16 protein-coding genes and 1 tRNA gene are annotated in these 18,049 nt (G+C 22.5%); 7 read left to right on the top strand and 10 right to left on the bottom strand.

Features of this window, described 5'->3' with window-relative positions; genetic code table 11:
- Nucleotides 1-505: 505 nt before the first annotated feature.
- Together rpoH and ftsY are read right to left on the bottom strand one after the other, a co-directional pair.
- The gene (gene rpoH / locus BUCIPICE3303_RS00080) at nt 506-1,372 is read right to left on the bottom strand and encodes an RNA polymerase sigma factor RpoH (protein WP_420093657.1); all 867 of its coding nucleotides are present in this window, start codon (nt 1,370-1,372) and stop codon (nt 506-508) included.
- An 88-nt stretch (nt 1,373-1,460) separates the two neighbouring features.
- Complete coding sequence (ftsY, locus tag BUCIPICE3303_RS00075) at nt 1,461-2,270, bottom strand: signal recognition particle-docking protein FtsY (RefSeq protein ID WP_232512965.1); 810 nt, start codon at nt 2,268-2,270, stop codon at nt 1,461-1,463.
- On the opposite strand from ftsY, the gene BUCIPICE3303_RS02085 reads away from it, so the two are divergent.
- From BUCIPICE3303_RS02085 to dnaC, 3 genes are all read left to right on the top strand, one after another.
- Nucleotides 2,221-2,376, top strand: coding sequence for a hypothetical protein (locus BUCIPICE3303_RS02085; RefSeq protein ID WP_232512950.1), 156 nt, complete (start codon nt 2,221-2,223; stop codon nt 2,374-2,376). The two genes, ftsY and BUCIPICE3303_RS02085, sit on opposite strands and share 50 nt — an antisense overlap.
- A 198-nt stretch (nt 2,377-2,574) precedes the next feature.
- Nucleotides 2,575-3,144, top strand: coding sequence for a 16S rRNA (guanine(966)-N(2))-methyltransferase RsmD (rsmD, locus tag BUCIPICE3303_RS00070; RefSeq protein WP_154049096.1), 570 nt, complete (start codon nt 2,575-2,577; stop codon nt 3,142-3,144).
- A gap of 287 nt (nt 3,145-3,431) precedes the next feature.
- Nucleotides 3,432-4,166, top strand: a complete 735-nt coding sequence (gene dnaC / locus BUCIPICE3303_RS00065; protein WP_154049095.1) for a DNA replication protein DnaC — start codon at nt 3,432-3,434, stop codon at nt 4,164-4,166.
- 24 nt (nt 4,167-4,190) lie between these two features.
- Here dnaC and efp read toward each other — a convergent pair whose 3' ends face one another.
- The 3 genes from efp to BUCIPICE3303_RS00050 form a co-directional block, all read right to left on the bottom strand.
- Nucleotides 4,191-4,760, bottom strand: coding sequence for an elongation factor P (efp, locus tag BUCIPICE3303_RS00060; protein ID WP_172598697.1), 570 nt, complete (start codon nt 4,758-4,760; stop codon nt 4,191-4,193).
- A 159-nt stretch (nt 4,761-4,919) separates the two neighbouring features.
- Complete coding sequence (groL, locus tag BUCIPICE3303_RS00055; protein ID WP_154049093.1) at nt 4,920-6,572, bottom strand: chaperonin GroEL; 1,653 nt, start codon at nt 6,570-6,572, stop codon at nt 4,920-4,922.
- A 48-nt stretch (nt 6,573-6,620) separates the two neighbouring features.
- Nucleotides 6,621-6,914, bottom strand: a complete 294-nt coding sequence (locus tag BUCIPICE3303_RS00050; protein WP_154049092.1) for a co-chaperone GroES — start codon at nt 6,912-6,914, stop codon at nt 6,621-6,623.
- A 277-nt stretch (nt 6,915-7,191) separates the two neighbouring features.
- Here BUCIPICE3303_RS00050 and BUCIPICE3303_RS00045 point away from each other — a divergent pair.
- Nucleotides 7,192-7,264 (top strand) — tRNA-Phe (locus BUCIPICE3303_RS00045).
- Nucleotides 7,265-7,307: 43 nt separating this feature from the next.
- Here the strand turns inward: BUCIPICE3303_RS00045 and mnmE are convergent.
- The 4 genes from mnmE to rpmH form a co-directional block, all read right to left on the bottom strand.
- Nucleotides 7,308-8,672, bottom strand: a complete 1,365-nt coding sequence (gene mnmE / locus BUCIPICE3303_RS00040; protein ID WP_154049091.1) for a tRNA uridine-5-carboxymethylaminomethyl(34) synthesis GTPase MnmE — start codon at nt 8,670-8,672, stop codon at nt 7,308-7,310.
- Between the two features lie 72 nt (nt 8,673-8,744).
- Nucleotides 8,745-10,055, bottom strand: coding sequence for a membrane protein insertase YidC (gene yidC / locus BUCIPICE3303_RS00035; protein ID WP_154049090.1), 1,311 nt, complete (start codon nt 10,053-10,055; stop codon nt 8,745-8,747).
- Nucleotides 10,056-10,162: 107 nt separating this feature from the next.
- The gene (rnpA, locus tag BUCIPICE3303_RS00030) at nt 10,163-10,504 is read right to left on the bottom strand and encodes a ribonuclease P protein component (RefSeq protein ID WP_154049089.1); all 342 of its coding nucleotides are present in this window, start codon (nt 10,502-10,504) and stop codon (nt 10,163-10,165) included.
- A gap of 24 nt (nt 10,505-10,528) precedes the next feature.
- Complete coding sequence (rpmH, locus tag BUCIPICE3303_RS00025) at nt 10,529-10,663, bottom strand: 50S ribosomal protein L34 (protein ID WP_154049088.1); 135 nt, start codon at nt 10,661-10,663, stop codon at nt 10,529-10,531.
- Between the two features lie 602 nt (nt 10,664-11,265).
- Here rpmH and dnaA point away from each other — a divergent pair.
- From dnaA to gyrB, 3 genes are all read left to right on the top strand, one after another.
- The gene (gene dnaA / locus BUCIPICE3303_RS00020; RefSeq protein ID WP_420093656.1) at nt 11,266-12,300 is read left to right on the top strand and encodes a chromosomal replication initiator protein DnaA; all 1,035 of its coding nucleotides are present in this window, start codon (nt 11,266-11,268) and stop codon (nt 12,298-12,300) included.
- A gap of 3 nt (nt 12,301-12,303) precedes the next feature.
- Nucleotides 12,304-13,410 (top strand): DNA polymerase III subunit beta, encoded by a 1,107-nt coding sequence (dnaN, locus tag BUCIPICE3303_RS00015; protein WP_154049087.1) that lies wholly within the window; start codon nt 12,304-12,306, stop codon nt 13,408-13,410.
- A 153-nt stretch (nt 13,411-13,563) separates the two neighbouring features.
- The gene (gyrB, locus tag BUCIPICE3303_RS00010) at nt 13,564-15,975 is read left to right on the top strand and encodes a DNA topoisomerase (ATP-hydrolyzing) subunit B (RefSeq protein ID WP_154049086.1); all 2,412 of its coding nucleotides are present in this window, start codon (nt 13,564-13,566) and stop codon (nt 15,973-15,975) included.
- 122 nt (nt 15,976-16,097) lie between these two features.
- Here the strand turns inward: gyrB and mnmG are convergent, their stop codons facing one another.
- Complete coding sequence (gene mnmG, locus BUCIPICE3303_RS00005) at nt 16,098-17,984, bottom strand: tRNA uridine-5-carboxymethylaminomethyl(34) synthesis enzyme MnmG (protein WP_154049085.1); 1,887 nt, start codon at nt 17,982-17,984, stop codon at nt 16,098-16,100.
- Nucleotides 17,985-18,049 lie beyond the last annotated feature (65 nt).

Here is an 18,049-nt window from a genome sequence, read left to right as displayed (position 1 = left end):
TTTTAAATAAAAATAATTTATTTAATTTAAAAATTAAATATTTATATTTTTATAAAAAACAAATAAACATTATATATATAATAATATTATAAATATATGAAATATATGATAAATAAATGTTAAAAAATTAAAAAATATATTTTTATTTATTTAAAACAAATAAATACATAAATATATAAAAAAATTTTTGAATATTAAAAAAAATTTATTATACATGATTTATAAAAATTTAAACAAGTATAAAATGAATAAAATTAAGTATTTTCTTTAAATAATATCATATATTGATTTATAAAAATAAATTATTTATTTTTATATATAAAAGTATCTTTTTAATATAAGTTATTAATAAAATTAAAATTTTTTATATATCGTGAAAATTATTTATAATTACTACATATTAACATCTGTATTAAAATATTATTATTTAATAATTAAAACATAAATTGTTAAAAAAATTTAATAAAAACATATTCTTATAAATATTTATATTTTTTTAAAACAATTACGCTTCAATAGCAATTTTTAATTTTTTCATTGCATTTTTTTCTAATTGTCTCACTCGTTCAGCTGAAATACCATAATCTTGAGCAATTGCTTGTAATGTAATTTTAGTATTATTATGATCTAACCAACGTCGTTTAATAATTTGTTGACTTCTTTCATCTAAAACTAATAAAGCATTACTCAACTTATTAGTAGCATGAGATGCCCAATTTTCTCTTTCTACTTTCACTGCAAAATTGGATTTTTTATCTTCTAAATAAAAAGAAGAACGTAAATTATTTATCGAATAATCCGTGTAAGAATCTTTTGGTGTAATATCAAAAGTAATATCTTGAGCTGACATTCGTGCTTCCATTTCTTTAACTTCCTGTTTGCTAACTCCTAACTCACGAGCAACAATTTCTATTTCTTTATGATTAAACCAACCTAGTCTTTTTTTTGATTTTCTTAAATTAAAAAATAATTTTCGTTGAGCTTTTGTTGTTGCAACTTTTACTATTCTCCAATTTTTTAAAACATATTCATGAATTTCAGATTTTATCCAATGTACAGCAAAAGATACTAACCTAACATTAATATCAGGATTAAATCGCCTAATAGCTTTCATTAATCCAATATTTCCTTCTTGAATTAAATCCGCTTGTGATAAACCATATCCCGAATAATTTTTTGCAACATGAACAACAAATCGTAAATTTGATAAAATTAATAATTTTGCTGATTTTATATCACCATAAAAAAATAACTTTTTTGCTAATAACTTTTCTTTTTCTGAAGACAATATAGAAAAAGAATTTGCCATACGAATATAAGCATCTAAACTACCAACATTAAAAAAACTAATTGTATTAGTTTGATTTTTTATTTTTTTCATTTTATCCTAAAAATAGAACACATAATACATATAGTAATATGTCAATTAAGAATAACATATGTACATAAATATATACTGTTTAATAAATATTAAGAAAACTATCAATAAATTTTTTTTTATTAAATATTTTAAAATCTGTTATTTTTTCTCCAGTACAAATATAATAAACTGGAATCATTAAATCGTGAAAAATAGAAAAAATAACACCACCTTTTGCCGTTCCATCTAATTTAGTTATAATAGCTCCAGTAATGTTTAAATTAGCAGAAAAAATTTTAGCTTGCTGCACTGAATTTTGACCGATTCCAGCATCTAAAACTAAAAATATTTCATAAAATGAGGTTAAATAAAATTTTTTAATTACTCGATTAATTTTTTGTAATTCTTGAATTAAATGATTTTTATTATGTAAACGACCAGCAGTATCAATAATTAAAATATCTATTTTTTTTTTTATGGCTTCTTGAATTGAATCAAATACAACAGAAGCGGGATCAGAACCTAGCGATTTACAAACAACTGAAATATTATGTATTTTACCTAATTCTACTAATTGATCAATTGCAGCTGATCTAAAAGTATCTGCGGCAGATAAAATAACAGATTTTCCTAATTTTTGATAATACTTAGCTAATTTTACAATAGTAGTTGTTTTTCCTACACCATTAATACCGATAACTAAAATAACAAATGGCATATTGGGGTGAATACATCGATCTGTTTTTTGAGTTATTTTTAACATTTTTAATAACTGTTTTTTAAATATTTTTATAGCTATAGCCGATTCTGTAATATTTTTTTTTTTAATCGCTCTTTTAAACATCAATAAAATTTTTTCTGTGGAATTAATTCCAAAATCAGATAATAATAATAAATTTTCTAATTCTATAAAAATACGTTTATCTAATTTGTTTTCAGAAAAAATATTTTTTATACCACACGTAAAAAAATCTTTTGCCGTCTGTAAAGAATTCTTAAAAAAAGAAAAAAATTGATTCTTTGATGTAACTTTATTAGAATTAATTAAACAATTTTTATCTTGATATGTAGATGTAATTGATATCTTTTTTTTAGAAAAAACATTTAACTTGGAAAAAAAACTTTTTTTTTATTACACATAAAAACCTCAATATTTTTTTTATTAATATAAAAAATAAAATTTCATTATCATAACTATGATACTAAAAATAAATATGAAAAAAAAAAAACAAAAAAAAATTCGTATCACTGGTGGATTATTTAAAGGACGAATAATACATTCTCTTCATCATACAAATATACGTCCTACTAGAAACTGTATTAAACAGGTAATTTTTAATTGGTTACAAAAAGACATTAAAAATTCAATTTGTTTAGACTGTTTTGCTGGAAGTGGTAGTTTAAGTATAGAATCAATATCACGATCCGCTAAATCAGTTACAGCATTAGAAAAAAACTATATTTTAGTAAAAAAAATAAAAGAAACATTAAAAAAATTTTTAATTAATAATATATCTATTTTGCATGTAAAAACACAAAAATGGTTAAAAAAAAAAGGTGATCCGTACGATATTATTTACTTAGATCCACCATTTAATAATAAATATTTATTAAATCAGGCTATAATGTATTTAGAGAAATATAGCTGGACAAAAAAATATTCCATAATATATATTGAACATACAGATAATAATATATACATACCTAGTAATTGGAAATTAATGAAAAAAAAAAAAATTGGAATAGTATTATTATCATTATTTTATAAAAAAAATAATTTTTAAAAAAAATAAATATCTATAAAAAATATTTAAATAATTTTATATTTAATGACTACCAAATGAAAGATAAAATATACACTAACAATAATATTTAAAATACAATATAATATTATTATATATAATAAAATCTATTTTTACATAAACTACAACAAATTACAATATACAATATATATTTTTATTATTAATTTTAATATAAAAAATAATACAAATAAATATATAAAACTTTCTTAATTTCACTATTGTATGTATTTTTACCTATAAAAATCAATTTAAAAGAAAAAATAATATAAATGAAAAACCTTTTAACAAAATTAAAAAAAATAATGCCTAAATATATACAACCAAAATTTTATAATGATAAAGAACTTTTAATTTGGAACCAAGAACAAGGAAAAAAATACTCTCAATCGATTATTCGTAAAAATAGAGCAATGAAAATACAAAGAATATTAGGTAGATCCGGGATAAAAGAATTATATATGCACTGTTCATTTGAAAATTACCATATCAACCATGAAGGCCATAAAAAAGTACTCTTTGCCACTCGTAAATATGCTAAAAATTTTCAAAATAATATTGCCAATTTTATTTTTTCTGGTCGACCTGGGACAGGAAAAAATCACTTAGCTGCTGCAATAGGGAATTACTTAATTTTAAATGGAAATAGTGTACTAATTATTACTATTGCAGATCTTATGTCACATTTAAAAGGAACATTTAATAAATCTTCTATAGAAATGACAGAAGAAAAATTATTACATAATTTATGTATGGTAGATTTATTAATGATTGATGAAATTGGAATGCAAACAGAATCACGATATGAAAAAATAATTATTAATCAAATTATAGATAGACGTTCATCATCTAAAAAATCTACAGGAATGTTATCCAATTTAAATTATACAAATATGAATAATTTATTAGGAGAAAGAGTAATGGATAGAATGAGATTAGGAAATAGTTTATGGTTAACATTTGATTGGGATAGTTATCGTAAAAATATTAATGGAAATGAACGATAATATTTTTTTTAAAAAAAATATTAATTATTTGACTATACGAGATATATATTTTCCAATACGAGTATCAATTCGTATTAAATCACCTTTTTTAATAAATAAAGGTACACGCACAGTAACTCCTGTTTCCAACTTAACTAATTTCGTTGATAGATTAATTGTATCACCTTGTATTGCTATATCTGTATCTTTAACTTTTAAATTAATAAAATTATCTATATATACAGCAATAGGAGAATTATTCCATAAAGTAATTTTACAAATAGAAATATTAGTTAACCATTTCTCAGAACCAAATAAAAACTTTTTTAAAACATGAATGTGTTCAAAATTTTTTTTATTCATAAATACCCATATATATCCTGTATTATATAAATATAAAGAATCAATTTCTATAACATCAGTAGAATAAAAAACATCAGTTGCTTTAAATGTTTGATTGAGTATCTTATTAGTTAATAATTCTTTTAATTTAATTCTAACAAATGCTTGCCCTTTTCCAGGTTTAATAAATTCACTATATTGAACTTCATATGGTTTATTTTTTATTAAAATTTTTAATCCAGATTTTAAAGAATTACCACTATATGCTGTCATAATATATATCTCAAAATATATAAATAATCAATAAAATAAAATACCCCTTGTTCCCACAACAAGAGTACCTGAGAACAAGAAGATCATTAAAATTTGTAATACTAAATAATTTTTATTTTCTTTATAAAAGGATAACAAAAAATTTCATAAAAAAAACAATTACATCATTCCGCCCATACCACCACCCATACCACTTCCTGGAGGCGTACTTAAATCAGATGAAGATTTTTCATCTTTAGGTAAATCAGTTACCATGCATTCTGTTGTAATCATTAAACCAGCTACAGAAGCTGCGTACTGTAATGCAGAACGAGTGACTTTAGTAGGATCTAATATACCAAAAGATATCATATCTCCATATTCATCAGTAGCTGCATTATAACCATAATTACCACGTCCATCTTTTACATTATTAGTTACAACAGATGGTTCTTCACCAGAATTTGCGACAATCTGACGTAAAGGAGCTTCCATAGCACGTAAAGCAACACGTATTCCCACATTTTGATCTTCATTCTGACCATTAATACGAGAAATTTTTTCTGCTACTCGAACTAAAGCAACACCTCCACCAGGTACTACACCTTCTTCTACTGCAGCTCTAGTTGCATGTAAAGCATCTTCAACACGAGCTTTCTTCTCTTTCATTTCCACTTCTGTTGCTGCTCCAACTTTTAATACAGCAACACCGCCAGAAAGTTTTGCTAAACGTTCATTTAATTTTTCTTTGTCATAATCAGAAGTTGCTTCATTTATTTCTTGTCTGATTTGATTAATACGACTTTTAATGGCATTTTTATTACCATTACCATCAATAATTGTAGTTGCATCTTTACTAATTACTACGCGTTTTGCTTGTCCTAAATCTTCTAAAGAAGATTTTTCTATTTCCATAGCTAATTCTTCTGATATTACAGAACCGCCAGTCAGAATAGAAATATCCTGTAACATTTCTTTTCGACGGTCACCGAAACCAGGAGCTTTAACAGCAGAAACCTTAACAATTCCTCTCATAGAGTTAACTACAAGAGTTGCTAAAGCTTCACCTTCTAAATCCTCTGAAATAATTAATAAAGGTTTACTAGATTTAGCAACAGCTTCTAATATTGGTAGAAGTTCACGAATATTAGAAATTTTTTTATCCGCCATTAAAATATAAGGATTATCTAATTCTACTAAACCTGTTTCAGGTTGATTAATAAAATATGGAGATAAATAACCACGATCAAATTGCATACCTTTTACTACTTCTAATTCATTTTGTAATCCTGTACCTTCTTCTACAGTAATTACACCATCATTGCCCACTTTTTCCATAGCTTCTGCTATTAAACTACCAACTTTTTCGTCTGCATTTGCAGAAATAGTACCAACTTGAGTAATAGCTTTAGAATCAGCGCATGGAACAGACAATTTTTTTAACTCATCAACAGCACTAATAACTGCTTTATCAATTCCTCTTTTTAAATCCATAGGATTCATACCTGCAGCTACAGCTTTTAAACCTTCATTTACTATTGATTGAGCTAATAACGTTGCTGTTGTTGTTCCATCACCAGCTGCATCATTAGCTTTGGATGCAACCTCTTTTACCATCTGTGCGCCCATGTTTTCAAATTTATCTTCTAATTCAATTTCTCGAGCTACAGAAACACCATCTTTAGTAATACTTGGTGGACCAAAAGATTTATCTAAAACAACATTTCTTCCTTTAGGTCCAAGCGTTACTTTTACAGCATCAGCTAAAACATTAACTCCTCGAAGCATTTTAATTCGAGCTTCATTACCGAATTTTACATCTTTTGCCGCCATTATGAAATGTCTCCTTAAAATTTTAAATTGAAAGTCAATATAATAATATTATTTATCTATAATTGCTAAAATATCACTCTCTGTAAGAATTAACACTTCTTCATTATCAATAGTTTCAGTTTTTGCTCCATAACCTTCATTAAAAATTACAATATCACCAACTTTTACATCTAATTTCTTAATATTACCGTTATCTAACATACGGCCTTTACCCACAGATAAAACTATCCCACGAGTAGATTTTCCAGCTGCAGAACCAGTTAAAACAATACCACCTGCTGATTTTGATTCTGCTTCATTGCGTTTAATAATCACTCTATCATGCAATGGACGAAGCTTCATATTTATAGATCCCCTTTAATCAATTTAATATTATATATTTTTAAAAAATAAATAATATTTATAATAATGAACTCTTATATTTTAAGAATATATGGACCTTAACAAAGAATTTCAAGGGGTATTTAAATTTTTATTTAATTTTTTAAATATTAAAATTTTTTAAAAATAAAAATATATACTCAAAAAAATAAAAAATTTATATAAAAAAAATAAAAAAAATTTTATTTAATAAAAATATTGACAAAACTAGTATTTTCATGTTTAATATTTTTTAAATGCCCGGATAGCTCAGTCGGTAGAGCAGGGGACTGAAAATCCCCGTGTCGGTGGTTCAATTCCGCCTCCGGGCATATTTATCAAAAAAAATAATATTTATTTATCGATATAATTATTTTATTTTCCAATACAAAATTCAGAAAATATTTTATTTAACAAATCATTATTACTGAAATTTCCAGTAATTTTTAATAAACAATCTATAGATAAACGTATATTATCTGATAATAATTCAATATATTTATTTTTCAACCAATATTTTTTTCCATTAATTAAATATTTCAATGCCTTTTCTAATTCTGATAAATGCCTACGTCTCGCCAAAAAAACACCTTCAACATTATTTAATGAACTAGATATTTCATTAATTCTATTTTTTAAAAAATCCAATCCAATTTTATATTTAATTGATAAATAAATACATTTAAATTTTTTATCAATAAATTTTAAACATGGTCTTTGATTAACAAGATCTATTTTATTAAAAATAAAAGTAATATTTTGATTCAATTTTAATTGATTAATATTTTTATTAATCAATTTGTCATTAAACAAGTGATTGTTTGTAACATCTAGCACTAAAAATATATGATCACAAGTATGCAGTTTTTTTTTTGCTAATTTAATTCCAATTTGCTCAATAATATCTTTACTTTTATGTAACCCTGCAGTATCCATTAATTCACAAGATATGCCATTTATCCAGATATCTTTACAAATTATATCACGAGTTGTACCTGGAATATTAGTAACAATTGAAGATTGTTCATTAGATAAATAATTAAATAAACTAGATTTACCTACATTAGGAGCTCCTGAAATAACAATTTTAATACCTTTTTTTAAAATATTACCTTGATATGAAATATCAATTAAATTTTGAATTAACTTAATCACTGCAATTAAATTTATTTTTATATTTTTAAATAAATCTAATTCATTTATTTCATCCGGAAAATTAACAACCGCTTCAATTCTAGAATATAATAATTTTAATTGTTCTATAATATATAGTATTTTTTTAGAAAAATAACCAGATAAAGAACATGAGGCTGCTTTAATAGCAAGCTCAGATTGAGCGTTAATTAAATCACATACTGCTTCAGATTGAACTAAATCTATTTTTTTATTTAAAAAAGCTCTTTCTGAAAATTCCCCAGGTCTCGCCATACGAACATTATTAAATGATAATATATTTTTTATTAATATATCTAATAAAAACGGATTTCCATGACCATGAAATTCTAATACATCTTCTCCAGTAAAAGATCTGGGAGCATGAAAAAATAAAGCAATTCCTTTATCAAGAATATTACCATTAATATCAAAAAAAGATACATAATGTGCAAATCGTTCTGTCATTGAAATTTTCAGAAATTTTTTTATTATTTTTATAACAGAAGATCCGGATACTCGTATAACTCCAATACTAGATCGACCAAAAGCAGTAGCAGGGGCTACAATAGTTTCATGAAACATCATATTTTATTTTAATTCCGTATATAAAAAAATAATTTTATTAAATAAAATTATTTTTTTATTATCTAACTAATATTATAAATTTTCATCAATAAAATTCATACGTATAAACCACTGTTGAAAAAAAGTAATAAAATTATTAGTAATATAGTGTAAAATTAAACCCGAAGGAAACCATAAAAAGAAAACAGAACTCAATACTGGAATAAAATAAAAAAAATTTTTTTGTTGCATTAAATTTTTGTAATCAAAGTTATCAAGTTGAGTAAGTAAAATACTAAATCCCATCAAAAACGGCAATATATAATATGGATCATAACTAGATAAATCATGAATCCATAAAAAAAAAGATGAACATTGTAATTCAATTGAAGATCTTAATACATAATAAAAAGCAAAAAATATGGGAGTTTGTATAATAAAAGGAAAAAAATTACTCAAAAAATTAATTTTATTTAATTTATATAAAGATAAAATTTTTTCATTTTGTTTCTTAGAATCATCATGATACTTTTTTTTTATTTTATTTATTTTTACATTTAAATATTTCATTTTTAACATAGATATATATTGTAGTCTTGTTACAGGATATATCATTATTCTTATTAAACATGTTGTTACAATAATTGTAATACCCCAATTATGAAATATACTATAAAAAAAAACTAGTAATTTGAATAAAGGAAAAACAATTATATCTAATAAACTACAATCAGCAGTTAATCCTAAATATTGAGCAATATAAGATAATGTATTATCTACTTTAGATCTCACCCCAAAATGAGAAGATACCTGATAAAAAGAATTAGATTTAATACCATTCTCTAAAGAACAACAAGGAGTAAAACGTTCATTAAAATAATAAAAATATATTATATATCTTTTAACAAAATTAGGAATACAATGTTTTAAAAAATATTTTTTCAACCTTTCTATCCAGACCCGAATATTATGTATGATTGTCTTTTTTTCTGATTTTAATTTATATAATATGGGTTTTATTTTATATATAAGTTGTTTTTTTTTTGAAAAAAAACCAGTATTATCTTTTTTTAAAAAACCCTCAAGAATGCAACAAATAAATTTTTTTTTATTCTGAAATAAAAAAAATGGAGAAAAACTATCTACATGACTTTTATAAGTCAATAAATTTGTATATTCAATATGACTACCTAATAAATTAATATCCGTAGAAATCATATCATTTTGTATATTAATTAATTGATTTTTGTGATCATTAAAAATTTTATTAGAAAATTGAATTATTGTATTATCTACCTTGAAACTATTTGGATTTATAAAACAATATGTATTCCAAAAATTTAATAAAAAAAAAGGAAAAAAAATACAAGATATGAAAAAAAAAATACGTTTAAAATATATCATAAAAATTTCTCATTATTAAATATTAAAAAATAATATATAACATATCTATTATATACAAGAATTCATGGTATAATCTACTTATACTAGTAAAGAAAAAAAATAAATTATTAATTTTTATATATCCATAATTTTTGTAAAAAATAAAAAATACTTTTATTGCTCAATAAATGTATATTTTTCTTTACAATAACAATAAAATCCATTAATAATAAATTATTTTGAACTAAACGAAAGCTTTCTTTAATAAGCCGCTTAATTCTATTACGATCATGTGCATATGAAACATTTTTTTTGGAAATTGAAATACCTAATCTCGGAAAGTGAACATGATTTAAACATATAAACATAACAAATCTTTTAGTATAAATTCTCTTTTTTTGAATATAAACATTTTGAAATTGAATATTAGATAATAAACGCAATTTCTTTTTAAAAGATAATTGAAACATATTTTTATGTTTTTATAAAAAATTCTAAACACATAAAACTGAACGTAATTTAGAACGTCGACGTGATAAAATATCTCGACCACCTTTAGAAGACATTCGAGCGCGAAAACCATGAGTACGATTACGTTTAATAACAGATGGTTGGAAAGTACGTTTCATATAAATATTTCCTTGATAAAAAATAATAAAATATACAGATAACAGCTAATAAAATATCAGTTATATATTTTATAATCAATTATTAATTTTTTAAAATAATAAAATAATTTTTATTAAACCCGTTTGAATAAACATATTTTAAATATTGAAATATAATATCTTTGTATTTTCAAATAGAATATTATAATTCATAATTTTTAAAAAATATATTTTATTTTCAATGAAAAATATAAATTTAATTATTTTTTTATTTCTGATATTTAAATAATTTAATATTTTTTAGCAATCAATTATATAATATTTTCAATTTTAAAAAATAATTTCAATCCTTAGAATTACAATATTTACTAATACAATTTCATATATAAATAGTAATTTTACAAACTGTAATAAAAAAACAATATAATAAATTTATATACTCCTAATAATTCTATATATAAAAGAGTATAAAAATAGTATATAAATAATTTTAAAAAATTGCTATATATATTTTATAATACAAAACCTCTATTTATTATGGTACATTTATTAAATAAAAAACCAAATATATCATCATATCATCAAAATATATATAAAAAAAAAGAAAAAAAAAAAAATCAAAAATAAAATTATTTAATTATACTGGAATTAATCAACAATATCAATTTCATAATTTTTTTAAAGGTAAATCAAATCAATTAGCTCATTATGCATCGTATAAATTTATAAATAATTTAAAAAATTTTTATAATCTATTATTTTTATATGGTAACACAGGTCTAGGAAAAACACATTTACTTCATGCTATTGGTAATAAAATTTTAATAGAAAATAATCATAAAAAAGTAATCTATGTACATTCAGAAAATTTTATTCAAAATATGATAAATTCATTAAAAAATAATTCAATTGAAAAATTTAAAAATTATTATCGTTCTATTGATGTATTATTAATAGACGATATTCATTTTTTTTCTAATAAAAAAAGATCTCAAGAAGAATTATTTAATATAATAAATACTTTATTTGAAAAACAAAAAAAAATTGTAATGACAGCAAATTGTTATCCAAGTTATATTAATGGAATAAATGAATGTCTAAAATCTAGATTTAAATGGGGTTTAACTATATCACTAAATCCGCCTGAATTAAATACTAGAATCAATATTCTAGTATATAAAGCTCTTAAAAATAAAATTAATCTAACATATAAAGTAGCAAAATTTATTGCAAAAAAATTACATTCTAATGTACGAGAACTTGAAGGTGTTTTAAAAGAAATACATATTACTTCTTTATTTCATAAACAAAAAATAACAATTGATTTAGCTAAAAAAACTTTAAATAAATTAATGAAATATAAAAAAAAAAATATAGATATATCATCAATTCAGAAAACTGTTTCTGAATACTTTAATATCACAATATCAGATATGATTTCAAAAAAAAGATCACGATCGATTGTTCAATCTAGACAGGTTGCAATGATGTTAATAAAAAAACTAACTAATTATAGTTTTTCAGATATAGGAATTGCATTTGGAAAAAAAGATCATACTACCGTACTACATGCTTGCAAAAAAATTAACCAATTTAAAAAAACAAAAAATCAAATTTACTATGATTTTTTATATTTATTTAATCAACTAAATTCATAAAAAATGGAATTCAAAATAAAAAAAGATGATTTTTTAAATTCATTTAAAAAAAATAATAGAATTATTACAAAAAATCCGATATTTCCAATACTAGAAAATATAATTATAAAAGTTAATCAAAATACATTACAATTAACTAGTTCTAATTTAGAAATAGAAATAAATACATATATAGACAAAAAATACTTTCTTTTTTATAAAGAAGGTTGTATTACAATTTCCGGTAAAAAAATATTAAATATTTGTCGAAACATATCAAAGAATAAAGAATTACATTTTCAATTAATTAATAAAAAAATGCATATTAAAATATCTAGTAGTTTATTTACACTAAATGTAATTTCACATATAAATTTTCCAATATTTCAAAATATAACACATTTAAGAAAATTTTTTATCCCGCAAAAAATATTAAAAAATATGATTGAATTAACACATTTTTCAATAGCACGTAACGATATTAGAGCTTCTTTGAATGGAATATTATTAGAATATAAAGATAACTGTTTATATGGAGTCACAACAGATGGACATAGGTTATCTATGTATAAAATTTCTTTAAATTTAAATACATCTATATTTTCTATAATTATAAACAGAAAAAGTATACTAGAATTATCTAGAATATTATTCTCAGATTTAGATTTAATACAAGTTAAAATTAGTAATCATAATATATCTTTTAAAATAAATGAAATATTGTTAATAACAAAATTAATAAATAGTGATTTTCCAAACTATAGCGATATTGTCTTAAAAAAATATCAATATTGTATATCAATATCAAAAAATAAATTAAAAGAATCATTATTAAAAACATCTATTTTATGCAATACCACTTTTAAAGGTGTTTGTTTAAATTTTTCAAAAAATTTACTAAAAATAACATCAAGTAATCAAGAAAATGAAAAATCTTATGATTCATTTTCTATTTATTATATATATGAAAATATCTCATTTTCTATAAACGTTTTTTATTTACTTGATGTTATTAATGCGATAAATAATAATAAAATTATTATTTCATTTAATAATCCAATTTCAAGTATTCAAATTCAATCTAATTTACAAACAGAAATAACATATATTATTATGCCTTTAAAATTATAACAATATCTGTTATACCAAATAATATTTTTAGATTCTTATAAAAATTTTTATAAAAAATATTATTTATATTTTAATAAAAAATTTTCAAAAAAATTAATTATCTATATAAAAATATAAAATAAAAAAAAATATTACCTCAAAATAGGATATGATATGTCAAATTTATATACCTCATCCAATATTAAAATATTAAAAGGATTAGACGCAGTTCGAAAAAGACCAGGTATGTATATTGGAGATACCGATGATGGTACAGGATTACATCATATGGTATTTGAAGTAGTAGACAATTCAATAGATGAAGCTTTAGCGGGATATTGCGATTTAATTAATATTGTTATATACAAAGATAATTCTGTATCAATAAGAGATAATGGAAGAGGAATACCAGTTGATATTCATCCAGAAGTAGGGGTTTCTGCGGCAGAAGTAATTATGACCGTTTTACATGCTGGAGGAAAATTTGATGAAAATTCATATAAAGTATCAGGCGGGTTACATGGAGTAGGTATATCCGTAGTAAATGCTTTATCAGAAAAACTAAAATTATATATCTATCGTGATAAAAAAAAATATCAACAAATATATTTTAATGGAAATCCTCAAAAACCTTTATTAAAAATAGGAAAAACAAAAAAAAGAGGAACAAAAATTCGGTTTTGGCCAAATAAAAAAATTTTTACTAATCAAAATATTTTTCAATGCGATATTTTACAAAAAAGACTACAAGAATTATCTTTTTTAAATTCTAGTTTATTGATAAAATTAAAAGATTTAAGAAATAAAAAAAAATTTAAATATTTTCATAAAGGAGGAATTAAATCTTTTATAAAAGATATGAATCGAAATAGAAAACCTATTCATAATAAAATTTTTATATTTAAAAAACAAAAAAAAAATATTGAAGTAAATATTGCTATGCAATGGAATTCAACATTTCAAGAAAAAATACTTTGTTTTACTAATAATATACCACAACAAGATGGTGGAAGTCATTTATCGGGATTACGAGCATCATTAACAAGAACATTAAATTATTTTTCTGATCGAGAAAGAGCAAATAAAAAAAATAAAATTACAATTACTGGTGATGATACTCGGGAAGGTTTAACTGCATTAATTTCAATTAAAATGTTTAATCCCAAATTTTCTTCACAAACAAAAGAAAAATTAGTATCTTCAGAAGTAAAATCTGTTGTTGAAACACTGTTAAACGAACATTTAATGGATTTTTTATTAGAAAATCCAAGAGATTCAAAAATTATTATTACTAAAATAATGCAATCTGCAAGATCTAGAGAAGCAGCAAAAAAAGCAAGAGAGATTACAAGAAAAAAAGGAGCATTAGAAAATACAAATCTTCCTGGAAAATTATCTGATTGTCAAGAAAAAGACCCTTTATTTTCAGAAATATATTTAGTAGAAGGTGATTCAGCTGGTGGATCTGCAAAACAAGGAAGAAATAGAAAAAATCAAGCAATATTACCGCTTAAAGGTAAAATACTAAATATAGAAAAAGCACGAATTGAAAAAATAATAAATTCACCAGAATTAATTACATTAATTACAGCTTTAGGTTGTGGTTTCGGGAAAGAAGAATATAATCCTAAAAAATTAAGATATCATTATGTTATCATAATGACTGATGCTGACGTAGATGGATTACACATTAGAACATTATTATTGACATTTTTTTTTCGACAAATGCCAGAAATTATAGAACAAGGACATATATATATTGCTCAACCACCATTATATAAAATACAAAAAGGAAAAAAAGAAAAATATCTCACAGATACAAAATCATTATATACATATCAATATCAATTAATCAAAAAAAACAGTTATATACATTATAAAATAAAAAACAAAAAAAAAAATAATCAAAAAAAATTTACTAAAATTTTAAATGAATATAAAAAAATTAATAAAATGTTTCTTTTAATAAATAAAAAAATTCCATTATTTATTTACAAAATGATGATTTATATCATTCCGCTAAAAAATCTAAAAAACAAAAAAAAAGTAAAAATCTGGATAAAAGATTTAATACAAAATCTACAAAAACAAAAATATCTAAAGAAAAAAAATATATACTCTTATTATATAAAAAATAATAATAATTGTTATGAGCCTATATTAAACATTAGCAACAAAAATAATTTTAATTCATATCACTTAAAAAATAATTTTTTTTTAACAAAAAAATATAAAAAAATTCTTAATTTCATTAAAAAAATTAATTATATGATTTTAAATCATGCTTACATTCAATTTAATAAAACAGAATTTAAATTCAATAATTTAGACAAGATAATTAATCTTTTAATTAAAGAAACAAGAAAATTTATTACTATACAAAGATATAAAGGATTAGGAGAAATGAATCCTGAACAATTATGGACAACAACAATGAACCCAGAAACAAGAAAAATGTTACAAGTAACTATGAACGATGCAAGCGCAGCAAATGAAATGTTCAGTACATTAATGGGGGATTCTGTAAAACCTAGAAGGAAATTTATTAAAAAAAATGCTTTATATGCAAAAAATATCGATATTTAAACTTTTTAAAAAATATAAAAATATCCGTTTTTTCTTTATATAAACATTAATTTCGGCAGGAAATATATCTCATTACCCTGCCAAAATATATTAATAATTTTTTAAAATTACAAAAAAATTAATTAATACTTCATTTTTTTTAAAAAAATTAATAATATAGAAATTGCTACAGGTGTAATTCCTGAAATACGAGACGCTTGTCCTATAGAATTAGGGCGATATTTATTTAATTTATTTATTACTTCATTTGATAAACCTATAACATTATTATAATCACTAATTAATACTAAACTAGTATTTTCATTGCGCATACATTTTTTTACTTCGTCTTCCTGACGTTGAATATATCCATAATATTTACTTTTTGTTTCAATTTCTTCTATAACTGAGTGGTCTGTTAAAACAAAATTATTAGGTATATAATTATTTAAAAAATCCATCAAAATATCATATGTAATATCTGGTCTCCGTAAAAAATCAAAAGCAGTACAATTTTTTTTTAAACTAATATTAATATTCTTATTTTTAAAAAAATAATTTACGGATTTAGATTTTATAATAATATTTTTTAAACGATGATATTCATTTTGGATAACATATTTTTTTTTAGAAAAAATTTTCCATTGTTTTTTACAAATTAAACCAAAATTATAAGCAATTTCTGTTAAACGTTCATCAGCATTATTTTCTCTCAATAACAACCTATATTCAGCTCTTGAAGTAAACATACGATATGGTTCAGCAGTACCTTTATTACATAAATCATCTATTAAAACACCTATATATGCTTGATTTCGTTTTGGGAACCAACATTCTTTACCTTGAACAAGTAATGCAGCATTAATCCCTGCAATTAAACCCTGGGCTGCAGCTTCTTCATATCCTGTAGTTCCATTGATCTGTCCAGCTAAAAAAAAATTTTTAATAATCTTGGATTCTAGTGTCATATTTAAATCTCTAGGATCAAAATAATCATATTCAACTGCATATCCCGGGTAAATAATAGATGCTTGTTCTAATCCTTTAATTGAATAAATCATTTTTTTTTGAACAGAAAAAGGTAAACTAGTTGAAATTCCATTAGGATAAATTACATTATTATTTATACCTTCAGGCTCTAAAAATATTTGATGACGATGTTTATCTGGAAATCGAACTATTTTATCTTCAATAGAAGGGCAATATCGTGGACCTATACCCGTAATAACTCCACTATATAATGGACTACTACTTAAGTTATTTTTAATAATTTCATGTGTATTTAAATTTGTATATGTTATATAACATGGCACTTGATTTGGGTGTTGTGAAGTACAACCTAAAAAAGAAAAAACAGGAGTTGGTGTATCACCAAATTGTTTTTCTAAAATATCAAGATTAATAGTTTTTAAACTTAATCTAGGTGGAGTTCCAGTTTTTAAACGTCCTATTCGAAAAGGAAAATTTTTTAAATTCTTCGCTAATATCGATGAAGCAGGATCATTGCGTCGACCTCCGGATGAAATATCTGAACCTACATACATTTTTCCATTTAAAAATGTTCCTGTAGTTAATATTACAACAAAACTTTTAAAATAATCACCATCACAAGTTAAAACCCCGTATACTTGATTATTTTTAATAACTAAATTTGATACTTCTTTTTCAAGAATAATCAAATTATTCTGATTTTTTAAAAAATATTGCATTTTTTTTTGATATAAAATTCTATCAGCCTGTGCTCGCGTAGATCGTACAGCGGGCCCTTTTTTAGAATTTAATATCTTAAATTGAATACCAGAATAATCAATTACTCTAGCCATTAAACCACCCATAGCATCAATTTCTTTTACTAATTGACTTTTACCTAAACCCCCAATTGCTGGATTACAAGATAAAGCACCAATCGTATTAATATTTTGTGTCAACAATAAAGTGTTTTGACCCATTCTCGATGAAGCAGACGCTGCTTCTGTACCAGCATGTCCAGCTCCAACTACAATAATATCAAATTTTTTACAAAAAACCATTTCTTTTTTTCCTATTAAACTATTTTTTTTATATTTATATATTTATATATATATTTATATATTTA

Source organism: Buchnera aphidicola (Cinara piceae) (genome assembly GCF_900699035.1).
Taxonomy (GTDB): domain Bacteria; phylum Pseudomonadota; class Gammaproteobacteria; order Enterobacterales; family Enterobacteriaceae; genus Buchnera_F; species Buchnera_F aphidicola_AV.
Note: the sequence above shows the minus strand (reverse complement) of the source record. Positions and strands in the feature narration are given on the sequence as shown.